The sequence below is a fragment of the Serratia oryzae genome (assembly GCF_001976145.1).
In the GTDB taxonomy this organism is placed as follows: Bacteria; Pseudomonadota; Gammaproteobacteria; order Enterobacterales; family Enterobacteriaceae; genus Chania; species Chania oryzae.
The window spans coordinates 16,541-29,496 of the sequence record NZ_MOXD01000014.1; the positions used below are offsets into that span (position 1 = coordinate 16,541).

Below are 12,956 nucleotides of genomic sequence, written 5' to 3' on the forward strand. Positions count from 1 at the left end.
CACTAGTATGGTGCAAATAATGCCGCCTGGGGCACTTAAATGGTGCAAAACGCGACTGATTGCTGCTTTTTGCACCGTGAATGAGATCACAAACTGACCTGTACACAGTTGTTTATAAGAGAGTGTTGTGATCTTGTTTAGTCCCTCGCTTAATACGTGTACAATAGCGCGCTATTTCTAATGCCTGAGGCAAAGCTGTGATCGAAAATTTGCGTAACATCGCCATTATTGCCCACGTTGACCATGGTAAAACCACCCTGGTTGACAAATTGCTGCAACAATCCGGTACTTTCGGAGAGCGTGCGGAAGCAACTGAACGTGTAATGGACTCCAACGATTTGGAGAAAGAGCGTGGGATTACCATCCTCGCAAAAAACACCGCCATTAATTGGAAAGACTACCGCATCAACATCGTAGATACCCCAGGACACGCCGACTTCGGCGGTGAGGTAGAGCGAGTGATGTCAATGGTCGACTCGGTGCTGCTGGTCGTGGATGCGATGGATGGCCCAATGCCGCAAACCCGTTTCGTGACCAAGAAAGCCTTTGCTAACGGTCTGAAACCGATCGTGGTTATCAATAAGGTTGACCGCCCTGGTGCGCGTCCTGACTGGGTTGTTGATCAGGTCTTCGATCTGTTCGTTAACCTGGACGCCACCGACGAACAGCTCGACTTCCCAATCATCTATGCTTCCGCTCTGCTGGGGATCGCGGGTTCCGACCATAACGATATGGCCGAAGACATGACCCCGCTGTACCAGGCGATCGTTGACCACGTGTCAGCGCCGAAGGTTGAGCTGGATGCCCCGTTCCAGATGCAGATTTCCCAACTCGATTACAACAACTACGTTGGCGTTATCGGCATTGGCCGCATCAAGCGCGGTAAAGTGAAGCCTAACCAGCAGATCACGGTTATCGACAGCGAAGGCAAAACCCGCAACGGTAAAATCGGTAAGGTACTGACCCACATGGGTCTGGAGCGCATCGAAGCCAGCGTGGCTGAAGCAGGCGACATCATCGCCATCACCGGTCTGGGCGAACTGAATATCTCCGATACCATCTGTGATGTGAATGCGGTAGAAGCACTGCCTGCTCTGTCGGTTGATGAGCCGACCGTCAGCATGTTCTTTAACGTCAACACCTCACCGTTCTGCGGTAAAGAAGGCAAGTATGTGACTTCACGTCAGATCCTTGAGCGCCTGAACAAAGAGCTGGTACACAACGTGGCATTGCGCGTGGAAGAAACGGCCGATGCTGATGCATTCCGCGTTTCAGGCCGTGGTGAGCTTCACCTGTCGGTACTGATCGAAAACATGCGCCGTGAAGGTTTCGAACTGGCGGTTTCCCGTCCGAAAGTCATCTTCCGCGAAATCGATGGCCGCAAGCAGGAGCCATTCGAAAACGTGACTCTGGACATCGAAGAGCAGCATCAGGGTTCTGTGATGCAGGCGATGGGCGAGCGTAAAGCCGATCTGAAAAACATGGACCCAGATGGCAAGGGCCGTGTCCGCCTTGACTATGTGATCCCAAGCCGTGGCCTGATCGGTTTCCGTAACGAATTCATGACCATGACTTCCGGTACTGGCCTGCTGTACTCCACCTTCAGCCACTACGACGACGTGCGTCCAGGCGAAGTGGGCCAGCGTCAGAACGGCGTGCTGATCTCCAACGGCCAGGGTAAAGCGGTAGCATTCGCCCTGTTCGGCCTGCAAGATCGCGGTAAGCTGTTCCTGGGCCACGGTGCAGAAGTGTATGAAGGCCAGATCATCGGGATTCACTCACGCTCTAACGACCTGACCGTGAACTGCCTGACCGGTAAAAAGCTGACCAACATGCGTGCTTCTGGTACTGACGAAGCGACTACCCTGGTTCCCGCCATCAAGATGTCTCTGGAGCAAGCTCTGGAATTTATCGATGATGACGAACTGGTAGAAGTGACGCCAATCTCGATCCGTATCCGTAAGCGTCACCTGACGGAAAACGATCGTAAGCGTGCGAACCGCGGTCCTAAAGAAGGTTAATCAACCGATTTAATCCGCAATGCTTAGGGCGCGTTAAGGCGCCCTGAGTTTTTCTCCCCCTTTGCCCCCGTTTCTACGCCTTGTCGTGCGCTTTTCACCTTTGTTCCCTGTTCAGCCTTAACTTTTCCCGTTACAGTAAAATCTCACTGGCCCATCAGGAGAGGACTATGCTGTATATCTTTGATTTAGGTAATGTGATCGTCGATATCGATTTCAAACGTGTACTGGGGGTGTGGAGTAATTTGAGCGGTACACCGCTGGCAATGTTGACCGATCGTTTCAGCATGGGCGAAGTCTTCCAGCAGCACGAACGCGGTGAAATCAGCGACGAAGATTTTGCTGCCAAACTCTGTGAGGAGATGGGGATTGCGCTCAGTTTCGAACAATTCGCCACCGGCTGGCAGGCGGTGTTTGTCGCCCTGCGCCCGGAGGTGATCGACATCATGCATCGCTTGCGCGCCGAGGGGCATCGCGTGGTGGTGTTGTCAAATACCAACCGCCTGCACTGCAACTACTGGCCGCAGCACTACCCGCAGGTGGCTGAAGCGGCCGATCATATGTACCTGTCGCAAGATATCGGTATGCGCAAACCCGATGCCAGTATTTATCAGCATGTGCTGGCTGCGGAAAATACCCCGCCAGAGCATGCGGTGTTTTTCGACGATGTTGCCGCCAATGTGGCAGCGGCCGAAGCGCTGGGTATCAAAGCGGTGCAGGTGACCGATCGGCAGGTGATTCCGGCTTATTTTGCTCAATAAACACCGCGCGTTATACCCGTTATACTTCAAGCTGCTTGGGTGTTGGCTGCGCGCTGTCGCCCCAGTCACATAGTTATCTATGCTCCTGGGCTCCCCAGCGCTTGCCGCCTACAAGCAACTCGAATTATTTTGGGTATAAGCTTAAGGCGTAGGGCTCGATCTCAAGGAGTGGATATGTCGTTTTTCCGCCGAAAAAAGCTGTCTGCGCCGTTTAAACCCGGAGTGACCTTCGGGCGGTTGCTGATGAAACGTATCGATCACGATGGCTTGACCATGTTGGCAGGCCATCTGGCCTATGTTTCTTTGCTTTCTCTGGTGCCGCTGATTACCGTAGTGTTTGCGCTGTTTGCTGCTTTCCCGATGTTTTCTGACATCAGCGTCCAGTTGAAAAGCTTTATTTTCTCTAATTTTATGCCTGCTGCTGGTAACGTGATCCAACGTTACCTCGAGCAGTTTGTTGCCAACTCCAACAAGATGACGGCGGTAGGGACCTGCGGCCTGATAATTACCGCGCTGTTGCTGATATCCTCGGTGGATACCGTGCTGAACACCATTTGGCGCAGCAAGAATAAACGCCCGATCGTGTTTTCTTTTGCGGTTTATTGGATGGTGCTGACCTTGGGGCCGCTGTTGGTGGGGGCCAGCATGGCGATCAGCTCTTATCTGTTGTCGCTGAATTGGCTGGCACAAACCGGCGTTAATGGCCTGATTGATGAAGTACTGCGGGTTTTTCCATTGCTCCTGTCGTGGGTATCTTTCTGGCTGCTGTACAGTATCGTCCCTACAGTGCGGGTGCCGCCAAAGGATGCGCTGGTCGGTGCTCTGGTGGCCGGGGTACTGTTTGAACTGGGTAAAAAGGCTTTTGCGTTTTACGTCACCATGTTTCCGTCTTATCAGCTGATCTATGGCGTGTTGGCGGTGATTCCCATTTTATTCCTGTGGGTGTATTGGAGCTGGTGTATCGTGTTACTCGGTGCCGAAATCACCGTTACGTTGAGTGAATATCGTGTCTATCAGCAACAGCAGAAATGGGGGCAGGAAGAGCATTTATGATTGCGTTAATTCAGCGGGTGTTAAATGCTAGCGTAGTGGTTGAAGGCCAGACGGTAGGCAAGATTGGCCCCGGCTTGTTAGTGCTGTTGGGGGTTGAGGCGGACGATAACGAACAAAAAGCCGAGCGCCTGTGTGAGCGAGTGCTGGGATACCGCATCTTTGGCGATGAGAACGACAAGATGAACCTCAACGTACAGCAAGCCGGTGGCAGCGTGCTGGTGGTGTCGCAGTTTACTCTGGTTGCCGACACGCAAAAAGGTATGCGCCCGAGCTTCTCGCGGGGCGCTGCGCCGAGCGATGCCGATCGGCTGTATCAGTATTTTGTTGGTCAGTGCCGTGAGCGCGGGATGGAAACCCAGACCGGTGAGTTTGCCGCCGATATGAAAGTGGCACTGGTGAACGATGGACCGGTAACATTCTGGCTGCAAGTATAAGTATTAATACTCGTCATACTTCAAGTTGTATCGTTGTTGGCTACGTGCACTCATCCCAGTCACTTACCGCGTATAAGCTCCTGGGGACGCGTGCACTTGCCGCCTAGCCGCAACTCGAATTATGTAGAGTACACGAGAGAGAAGGCGTCTATGTATCACCTACGAGTTCCCGTAACAGAACAAGAACTGAAAGCGTACTACCAGTTTCGCTGGGAAATGCTGCGCAAGCCATTGCATCAGCCAGTGGGTTCGGAAAAGGATGCCTACGACGCCATGGCGCACCATCAGATGGTGGTGGACGAGAATGGCAAGATTGTGGCCATTGGGCGGTTGTATATCAATGCGGATAACGAAGCCGCCATCCGCTTTCTGGCGGTCGACCCTACGGTGCAAGACAAAGGCCTGGGCACGCTGGTGGCGATGACGCTGGAGTCGGTCGCGCGCCAGGAAGGGGTGAAGCGGGTGGTGTGTAGCGCGCGTGAAGATGCCGTCGATTTCTTTGCCAAACTGGGCTTTATTAATCAGGGGGAGATCACTGCCCCGCAAACCACGCCAATCCGTCACTATCTGATGATTAAGCCGGTAGCCACGCTGGATGATATCCTGCATCGCCCTGACTGGTGCGGGCAACTGCAGCAGGCCTGGTACGAGCATATTCCGCTGAGCGAAAAGATGGGCGTGCGTATCAGCCAGTATACCGGGCAGCGTTTTGTCACCACCATGCCGGAGGTGGGCAACCAGAACCCGCATCATACGCTGTTTGCCGGCAGCCTGTTTTCGCTGGCGACGCTGACCGCCTGGGGGTTGATCTGGCTGCTGCTGCGTGAGCGCCATCTGGGCGGCACCATTATTCTGGCGGATGCCCATATTCGTTACAGCAAACCTATCACCGGCCGCCCGCGTGCGGTGGCGGATCTCAGCTCACTCAGTGGCGATCTCGCTCGTTTGGCCCGCGGCCGCCGGGCACGGGTGCAGGCGGAGGTCCATTTGTTTGGTGATGAGGATGAAGGGGCTATATTTGAGGGCACCTATATGGTGCTGCCTGCCGAACCGGATGAACCGTTGGACAAGGGCGGTTCAGAAGCGTAGTCAGCTATACTCGTCTAAGCGAAAAACAGCATAAAGATGCAGCAAAGGCTGAAGGTACGGCCTCCTTCTCCCTGTGGAAGGGGGCGGGGTGAGGGGGCTTGTTGTGCAGAGGAGCCCCTCACCTAACAGGTTAGCCTTAACGAACGGTATTGCGTTTATGGCAGCTGTTGCTCCAGCGTTTGCCCTTCTTTACTGGTCGCCTGCAGGTGGCCCTGTAGTGAAGACTTGAACGACCCATCTCCGTTCAACATCCCTTTCAACTGCAATTGCAGGTTACCTTCACCTTCCAACGGCACCGGCTGCCATCCCCAATGCTGTAAGGTATTTAATGGCACTGAGCGCCCATCAAAAGACAGCGTGAATGGTTTGCCGGGTTGCTGGCTGACGTTAGCTTTGGCGTCCAGCAGGCCATCAGGCATAAAGGCGCTCAGCTCGGTAACGTTGATCTGCTGCGCATCAGCATCCAGCGCCAGAGAAGGGCGACGTACGTCAACCTTGTTGAAGGTGGCATCGCTGCCGTTGAGCTTCAATGAACCGGACCAGATGCCCCATTGATGGTCGTTTGCCAGTAGCAGATTGCTGCCATAACCATCCAATGCGGTGATCTGGAAAGGGAAATCCGGATTGATATCGATAATCAGGTTACGGTTGGTCGTCAGCTTGCCGATATACACTTGCGCTAACCAGCTCGGCAGCGGTTGCAGCCAGAGCGCGCGCCAATTGATGGGCAACGTATACTCCAGTGCGGCCATGGCCACTTCATCAAGCTGCAACCGCTTGTTGGCGCGCAGCCAATTGCCGGAGGTGCGTAGCAGCCCGCCTTCCCAACGGGTGGTGAACTGTTGAATGGTGATACCGGCCGGTGAAAGCTGCATACTGATGATCGGATCGATCAGATGGAAATTGCCGTGAATAATGTGGCCCGCATTAAAACTGAGCGTTCCATCCTGGCTGCTCCAGTCACCTTGTTGGAACGTGACGCTTTGCAGTGATAAATCGAGATCGTTAATTGCCCAATCTTTCCCTTCCAGGCGTGCATCAATCAGATCAAAGCGTTTCACCGTAATCGATGGCAGAGCGGTGAAGTGCCCCCAGAACTGTTCCAGCGTCAGCGGGGTTTGCAGGCGTACCTTGCTCAGGCGCAGGCGTTCTACCAGCCAGCTGCCGTCGGCAGCGCGGCTGGCAACACCGGTCAGATCCCCTTGAGCCAGATCGGCACCAAAATCGCTCAGTATCAATTGGTCTTGCTTGATTTCACCCTGTACCAGCACTTGCGAGGCGGGAATACCATTCAATACCATCAAACCGGCACTGAACTGGAACTGGTTGTTTTCACCCAGTAGATGACCAGCGCTTGGCTGCCAGGGAGTCACTCCCGCATTCACCTTCTGCGCGTCCAACTGCCAGCCTGCATCGTTAGATTGCAATGCCATATTGCTCAGTTGCAGCGTATCTGCCTGTAGCGGCAAGCTCATGCCCTGCTGTGGTTTTACGTTGAGCGTCCCATCGCGCAACGTCACGCTGCCGAAGTAACGCGGCTCAGTGATCTGCCGTAAGCTGAAAGCCAAGTCAACCTGCTTGGCGGCCAGCGCCTGTGGCTGATTAGCCTGGGCCAGGGTGACCCCTTCCAGCATGATCTGCCCTGGTTTACTCCAGGAATGGGTGATTTTCTCCACCGATAGGCGGTATTCACTGTTGTTACTGATCCAGCGGCTCATCCAGCCCGCAGCCCAGCGCGTTTGCCCCAAGACGTAAACCAGCACCACGGCAAGCACCGCCAGCAGTAACAACGTCAGCAACAGCTTTCCGATAAATTTCATCGTCCAAATCCGTAGCGGTCAGAAAAGATACCCTGTTTATGCCGTAATTATCCCGCCAGCTCAAGTGCAATAGCCTGAAAGACAATAAAAAAACGGCCGCTAGCGCTCTGCTATCGGCCGTTTCACCATTTTGCGTGAAATCGGTTATTTTTCCTGCGGGAACAATAGGTTCAGCACAATGGCGGTGATCCCCCCGGCGGCGATACCGGAAGAGAACAGGGTTTTCAGCCAGTCTGGGGCAAACTGCAGGATCAGTGGCTGCTGGGAAACGCCCATCCCGACGGCCAACGACAGCGCCATAATCATGATTGCACGACGGTTCAGCGTCTCGCGGGAAACGATACGCACACCAGAGGCGGCAATGGTACCAAACATCACAATGGTGGCCCCCCCCAGAACCGGCTCTGGAATGTGCAGCACGATACCGGCAACCGCAGGGAACAGCCCCAGCACGATCAGCATCAGGGCGACGACGAAGCCAACGTAGCGGCTGGCGACGCCGGTTAATTGGATCACCCCGTTGTTCTGGCCGAAACAGGAGTTCGGGAAGGTGTTGAATACCGCTGACAGCATGGAGTTCAGGCCGTTGGCCAGCACGCCGCCTTTGAGGCGCTTCATATAGAGCGGGCCGCTGACCGGCTGTTCGGAAACGTCGGAGGTTGCCGTGATATCGCCAATGGTTTCCAACGAGGTCACCATAAAGATCAGCATCAGCGGCAGCAGCAGGTTCCAGTCAAAGCCCAGGCCGTAATACAGCGGCGTTGGGATATTGATCGTGGCAGTATTGGTGACCGGCTGGGTTTCCGGCAGCATGCCCATCGCCCAGGCCAACAGATAGCCGACGGCCATGGCGATCACCAGTGAGGCCACGCGCAGGTAAGGGTTGCGTTGGCGATTGAGCAGGATAATCACCACCAGCACCACGCCAGCCAGCAACAGATTTTTCGGGGCACCAAAGGTATGGTCATTCATGGCCGCGTAGCCACCGCCGATGGAGGTCAGGCCAACCTGAATCAGCGACAGGCCGATAATCATCACCACAATACCGGATACCAGCGGGGTAATAATGCGGCGCGCCAGGTGCAGCACCCTGGAGAGCAAAATTTCAGTACAGGAAGCCACCATCAGCGTGCCGAACAGCGCCGCCATCATGGTTGGCACGTCGGCACCGCCGTTTTTCAACGCCAGCCCGCCCATAATCAGCGGCGAGACAAAGTTAAAGCTGGTGCCCTGAATGGACAGCAGGCCAGAACCCACCGGCCCCCAGGTTTTGATTTGCAGAATGGAGGCCAGGCCTGAAGCAAACAGCGACATGCTGATAATGCGCTGTGTATCTTGCGCGGGCAAACCCAGTGCCTGGCAGATCAGCAGGGCCGGGGTGATCACGGCGACAAACATTGCCAGCAAATGTTGACCGGCGGCAAACAGGGTCTGCGGCAGCGGCGGGCGATCTTCCAAGTGATAAATCAGTTCACTGGTGCGTGGCGCGGTTGCTGATGTTTTTTGTATGGCATCGAGCTCAGCGGATTGAATGGACATGGTGTGGCGTTCCCTGAAGCGGCAAAGGAGGCATTTTAATGATCCGCCTCACAAAAGCAAACGGTTGCGCGCGAATATTTTTGTAAGCTCTAACCTTATGGAGGTCACATTTTTATTCATTTTTTCTTTTTTTATTAGTTGTTTCCACTAATAATTCACTGCTCATCGAGTTAAAAACCTGACGAAATTTATGGTTTATAATTTATTGTATATCGATTCTTACATGGAGTACTTGAGATGTTCCATCTCGATACCTATGGCACTTTAGTTGCTGCCACGCTGGTTTTGCTCCTCGGGGGCAAATGTGTCCGTTCCATCCCTTGGCTGAGAAAATATACTATTCCGGCCCCGGTTGCGGGCGGTTTGTTGGTGGCATTGCTTCTGTTGCTGGCGAAAAAAACCGTTGATTGGGAGGTCAGCTTTGATATGTCGCTGAGAGATCCCCTGATGCTAGCTTTTTTCGCCACCATTGGCCTGAACGCTAACCTGGCGCGTTTGCGTGCAGGGGGTAAGGCGCTGTTTGTCTTTGTGTTTGTGGTGCTGGGTTTACTGCTGGTGCAAAACGCCATTGGTATCGGCATGGCGAAAATACTGGGCCTGAATCCGCTGATGGGCTTGATTGCCGGTTCGATTACGCTTTCTGGTGGCCATGGCACCGGTGCCGCCTGGAGCAAAGTGTTTATTGAACGCTATGGCTTTGAGAATGCTACTGAAGTTGCAATAGCTTGCGCGACTTTTGGCCTGGTACTCGGGGGGCTGATCGGTGGCCCGGTGGCGCGGTATCTGGTGAAGCACTCTTCAACGCCGGAAGGAACGCCGGAAGATAGCGTGCAGCCGAGCGGGTTTGAAAAACCGGAAAGTGGCCGTTTGATCACTTCACTGGTGATGATCGAAACCATCGCCATGATCGCTATCTGCCTGAGCCTCGGGAAATTTATTTTTGGATTACTGAGCGGCAGTACCTTCGAACTGCCCATGTTTGTCTGCGTGCTGTTTGTCGGGGTGATCCTCAGTAACACGCTGTCGGCCACCGGTTTCTATACGGTGTTCGAACGTGCCGTTTCGGTGTTGGGTAACGTCAGCCTGTCGCTGTTTCTGGCGATGGCGCTGATGAGCCTGCGTTTGTGGGAACTGGCCTCCTTGGCATTGCCGATGCTGGCGATCCTGGTGGTGCAGGCCTTGGTGATGGCGCTGTATGCGATCTTTGTGACCTACCGCGTGATGGGCAAAAACTATGATGCTGCGGTGCTGGCGGCGGGGCACTGTGGTTTTGGTATGGGGGCAACGCCGACCGCCATTGCCAATATGCAGGCGATTACCGATCGCTTTGGCCCTTCGCACCTGTCGTTTCTGGTGGTGCCGATGGTGGGGGCGTTCTTTATCGATATCGCCAATGCCATCGTGATTAAGCTGTACTTGATGTTGCCGATGTTTGGTTAAGGGATGTAGGAAAGCGACAGAATCAGGCGTTGGAGTAACGGGCGGTTTCAGGTAGCCAGCGCTCAATCAGGGCGTGGGCATGTTGCGGATAATGCTGGTGGATGTGGCGTGCCACGCGCTGAACTTCTGGGATCATCGCCTGATCGCGCAACAGGTCGGCCACTCTGAACTCTGCGCTGCCGGTTTGGCGCGTGCCCAACAGCTCACCCGGCCCACGGATTTCCAGGTCACGCTGGGCGATCACAAAGCCGTCGTTACTGTCGCGCAGCACCTGCAGGCGCTTTTGCGCCGTTTTGCTGAGCGGCGTTTTATACAGCAGCACGCAGTGAGAGGCGACGGCACCACGGCCAACGCGGCCGCGTAGCTGGTGCAACTGCGCTAACCCGAGCCGCTCCGGGTTCTCGATGATCATCAGGCTGGCATTCGGTACATCCACGCCCACTTCGATCACCGTGGTGGCCACCAGTAGCTGTAATTCACCCTGCTTAAAGGCCTGCATCACCGCCTGCTTCTCCTGTGCCTTCATGCGGCCATGCACCAGCGCCACCTTCAGCTCCGGCAAGGCCGTTTTCAGCTCCTCCCAGGTGGCTTCTGCTGCCTGAGCTTCCAACAGATCGGACTCTTCAATCAGGGTACAAACCCAATACGCCTGGCGGTTTTCCTCTACGCAGGCGCTTTTTACGCGCTGAATGATATCGGTGCGGCGCGTATCGGGGATCGCCACGGTGGTTACCGGGGTGCGGCCCGGAGGCAGTTCATCAATAACGGAAGTGTCGAGATCGGCATAGGCGGTCATAGCCAGCGTACGGGGGATCGGCGTGGCGGTCATGATCAACTGATGGGCATGGAACCCTTGTTCTTCGCCCTTTTCCCACAGGGCTAGCCGTTGGTGCACGCCAAAGCGGTGCTGCTCATCGATAATGACCAGCGCCAAGCCGTTGAACTGCACCTGTTCTTGGAAGATAGCGTGTGTTCCTACCACCATTGAGACTTGCCCGCTGGCGATCGCGTCCTGCTGTGCGATGCGTGCTTTGCCTTTTTGCTTTCCAGCCAGCCAGCCCACTTCAATTCCCAGTGGTTCAAACCACTGGCGGAAGTTATTGGCGTGCTGCTCGGCCAGCAGTTCGGTCGGGGCCATCAGTGCCACCTGTTTACCGTGCGCGATGGCACGTAGGGCGGCCAGTGCGGCGACCAGGGTTTTACCTGAACCCACATCCCCCTGCACCAGGCGCATCATCGGGAAACCTTTCTGCATATCGGCTTCGATATCGGCCACCACGCGCTTTTGTGCACCGGTTGGAGCAAAGGGCAATTGGGCAAGAAAGCGGTTTTTCAGCCGATCGTCTGGCGTCAGTGACAATGCTTTGTAGCTTTGCGCGCCTGCCCGGACTGCCAGCATGCTGAGATTATGCGCCAACAGCTCTTCCAGAATCAGGCGTCTTTGTGCCGGGTGTTTACCCTGCTCCAGATCGGCCAGTTGGATATCCGGCGGTGGGCGGTGCAGGGTATGCAGCGCCTGCGGCAGGCTGATCAAGCCACCGCTCAGTTCTGCAGGCAGTAACTCGGCGATGGCGCAGGTATTCAGCAACTCCAGTGCCTGATCGGTCAACTTGCGCAGCGTGGCCTGGCGGACCCCTTCGGTGGTGGGATAGACCGGCGTCAGGGCCTCCTGCAGTTCCACTTCGCTGCTTTCACCCTGTATACGATATTCAGGGTGAATGATTTCGGCACCGTGATTGCCGCGTTTGATTTCGCCGTATGCCGTTACGCGGCGGCCAGTTGCCAGGCTGTTTTTCATCGCTGCGTTGAAGTTGAAGAAGCGCATGGTTAAAAGGCCGGTACCGTCGCTGATCTGGCAGGTCAGCATGCGGCGGCGGCCAAAACTGATATCGCTACGCAGCACTTCCCCTTCCACCGTGGCAAAAATACCGGGCAGCAGATCGTTGATGGGATAAAGGCGGGTGCGATCTTCGTAACGCAGGGGGAGGTGCAGCAGTAAATCTTGAATCGTATTCAGGCCAATTTTGGCTAATTTCGCTGCCTGGCTGGCTCCAACCCCGGAAAGTGTTGTAAGAGGCACGGCATCCAGCAGGCGGCCTTTCATCGGCGTACCGTAGTTGCCTGCATGGTTGCCCACCATTCGGCATCGGCAATCACTTGGCCCTGTTCGTCGATATGCGGGCGCGGCAGCCCTTTGCGCTTGGCCACGTTGGCCAACACCGGATAACCGCCTTCAAACAACAGGCGTTGCTGCTCCTCTTCACTCAGTGCACTGCGCTCGCGGCGGTACATGCCGGCATTTTGCCGCTGACGTTGGGCTTCATACAGGATTAATGCCGAAGCCACGGAAACATTGAGCGATTGCACCATACCGATCATTGGGATAATGATGTCTTGATCGGCCAGCGCCAGCGCTTGTTCGGTAATACCGGTTTTTTCCTGCCCCAGCAGCACACAGGTCGGGCGGGTATAGTCCACTGCGCGAAAATCAACGGCCCGGGTGGAAAGGTGGGTAGCCAAGACTTGCATCCCTTGGCTTTTCATCTGTGCGACAGCATCGGCAATGGTCGGGTGGGTTTTAACATTCACCCAACTGTTGCTGCCGGCGGCGGAAGAAACCAGCGTGCGCATCCGCGCGCTTGGCCATACGGCATGCACCTGATGCACGCCAACGGCGTCGGCGGTGCGAATAATTGCGGAGACGTTATGCGGTTTGTGCACCTGCTCCAGGCAGACCGTCAGATCGGGCTGCCGGGTGGCCAGCATTTCACAAATCCGCGCATAGCGTTCGGGGCTCATAAG

The 12,956-nt window shown here is 55.3% G+C and carries 10 protein-coding genes; 6 read left to right on the forward strand and 4 right to left on the reverse strand.

Annotation, left to right across the window (positions count from 1 at the left end):
• The first annotated feature begins 197 nt into the window (after window positions 1-197).
• The 5 genes from typA (at window position 198) to fabY (ending at window position 5,355) form a co-directional block, all read left to right on the forward strand.
• A complete protein-coding gene (typA, locus tag BMI79_RS20060; protein ID WP_076943917.1) occupies window positions 198-2,021 on the forward strand; it encodes a ribosome-dependent GTPase TypA in 1,824 nt (607 codons plus the stop codon).
• Between the two features lie 167 nt (window positions 2,022-2,188).
• Window positions 2,189-2,779, forward strand: a complete 591-nt coding sequence (gene yihX / locus BMI79_RS20065) for a glucose-1-phosphatase (protein WP_076943919.1) — start codon at window positions 2,189-2,191, stop codon at window positions 2,777-2,779.
• A 174-nt stretch (window positions 2,780-2,953) separates the two neighbouring features.
• Window positions 2,954-3,832 carry a virulence factor BrkB family protein gene (locus BMI79_RS20070; protein WP_076943920.1) on the forward strand — a complete coding sequence of 293 codons (879 nt, stop codon included), beginning with the start codon at window positions 2,954-2,956 and terminating at the stop codon, window positions 3,830-3,832.
• Window positions 3,829-4,266: a D-aminoacyl-tRNA deacylase gene (gene dtd, locus BMI79_RS20075; protein ID WP_076943921.1), complete on the forward strand. Its 438-nt coding sequence runs from the start codon at window positions 3,829-3,831 to the stop codon at window positions 4,264-4,266. Before BMI79_RS20070 ends, dtd begins: the two co-directional genes overlap by 4 nt.
• 150 nt (window positions 4,267-4,416) lie before the next feature.
• Entirely contained in the window at window positions 4,417-5,355 is a 939-nt protein-coding gene (gene fabY, locus BMI79_RS20080; RefSeq protein WP_076943923.1) for a fatty acid biosynthesis protein FabY, read from the forward strand.
• A 155-nt stretch (window positions 5,356-5,510) separates the two neighbouring features.
• On the opposite strand, the gene BMI79_RS20085 is transcribed toward fabY, so the two are convergent.
• Together BMI79_RS20085 and BMI79_RS20090 are read right to left on the reverse strand one after the other, a co-directional pair.
• Complete coding sequence (locus BMI79_RS20085) at window positions 5,511-7,175, reverse strand: AsmA family protein (protein WP_076943924.1); 1,665 nt, start codon at window positions 7,173-7,175, stop codon at window positions 5,511-5,513.
• A gap of 144 nt (window positions 7,176-7,319) precedes the next feature.
• Window positions 7,320-8,714, reverse strand: coding sequence for a nucleobase:cation symporter-2 family protein (locus BMI79_RS20090; protein WP_076943926.1), 1,395 nt, complete (start codon window positions 8,712-8,714; stop codon window positions 7,320-7,322).
• Window positions 8,715-8,951: 237 nt separating this feature from the next.
• Between BMI79_RS20090 and gltS the strand changes: the two genes are divergently transcribed.
• Window positions 8,952-10,154 (forward strand): sodium/glutamate symporter, encoded by a 1,203-nt coding sequence (gltS, locus tag BMI79_RS20095; protein ID WP_076943927.1) that lies wholly within the window; start codon window positions 8,952-8,954, stop codon window positions 10,152-10,154.
• Between the two features lie 22 nt (window positions 10,155-10,176).
• Here the strand turns inward: gltS and recG are convergent, their stop codons facing one another.
• Window positions 10,177-12,258 carry an ATP-dependent DNA helicase RecG gene (gene recG, locus BMI79_RS20100; protein ID WP_076943929.1) on the reverse strand — a complete coding sequence of 694 codons (2,082 nt, stop codon included), beginning with the start codon at window positions 12,256-12,258 and terminating at the stop codon, window positions 10,177-10,179.
• Window positions 12,255-12,953 (reverse strand): tRNA (guanosine(18)-2'-O)-methyltransferase TrmH, encoded by a 699-nt coding sequence (gene trmH / locus BMI79_RS20105; protein WP_076943930.1) that lies wholly within the window; start codon window positions 12,951-12,953, stop codon window positions 12,255-12,257. Before trmH ends, recG begins: the two co-directional genes overlap by 4 nt.
• Between the last annotated feature and the right edge of the window lie 3 nt (window positions 12,954-12,956).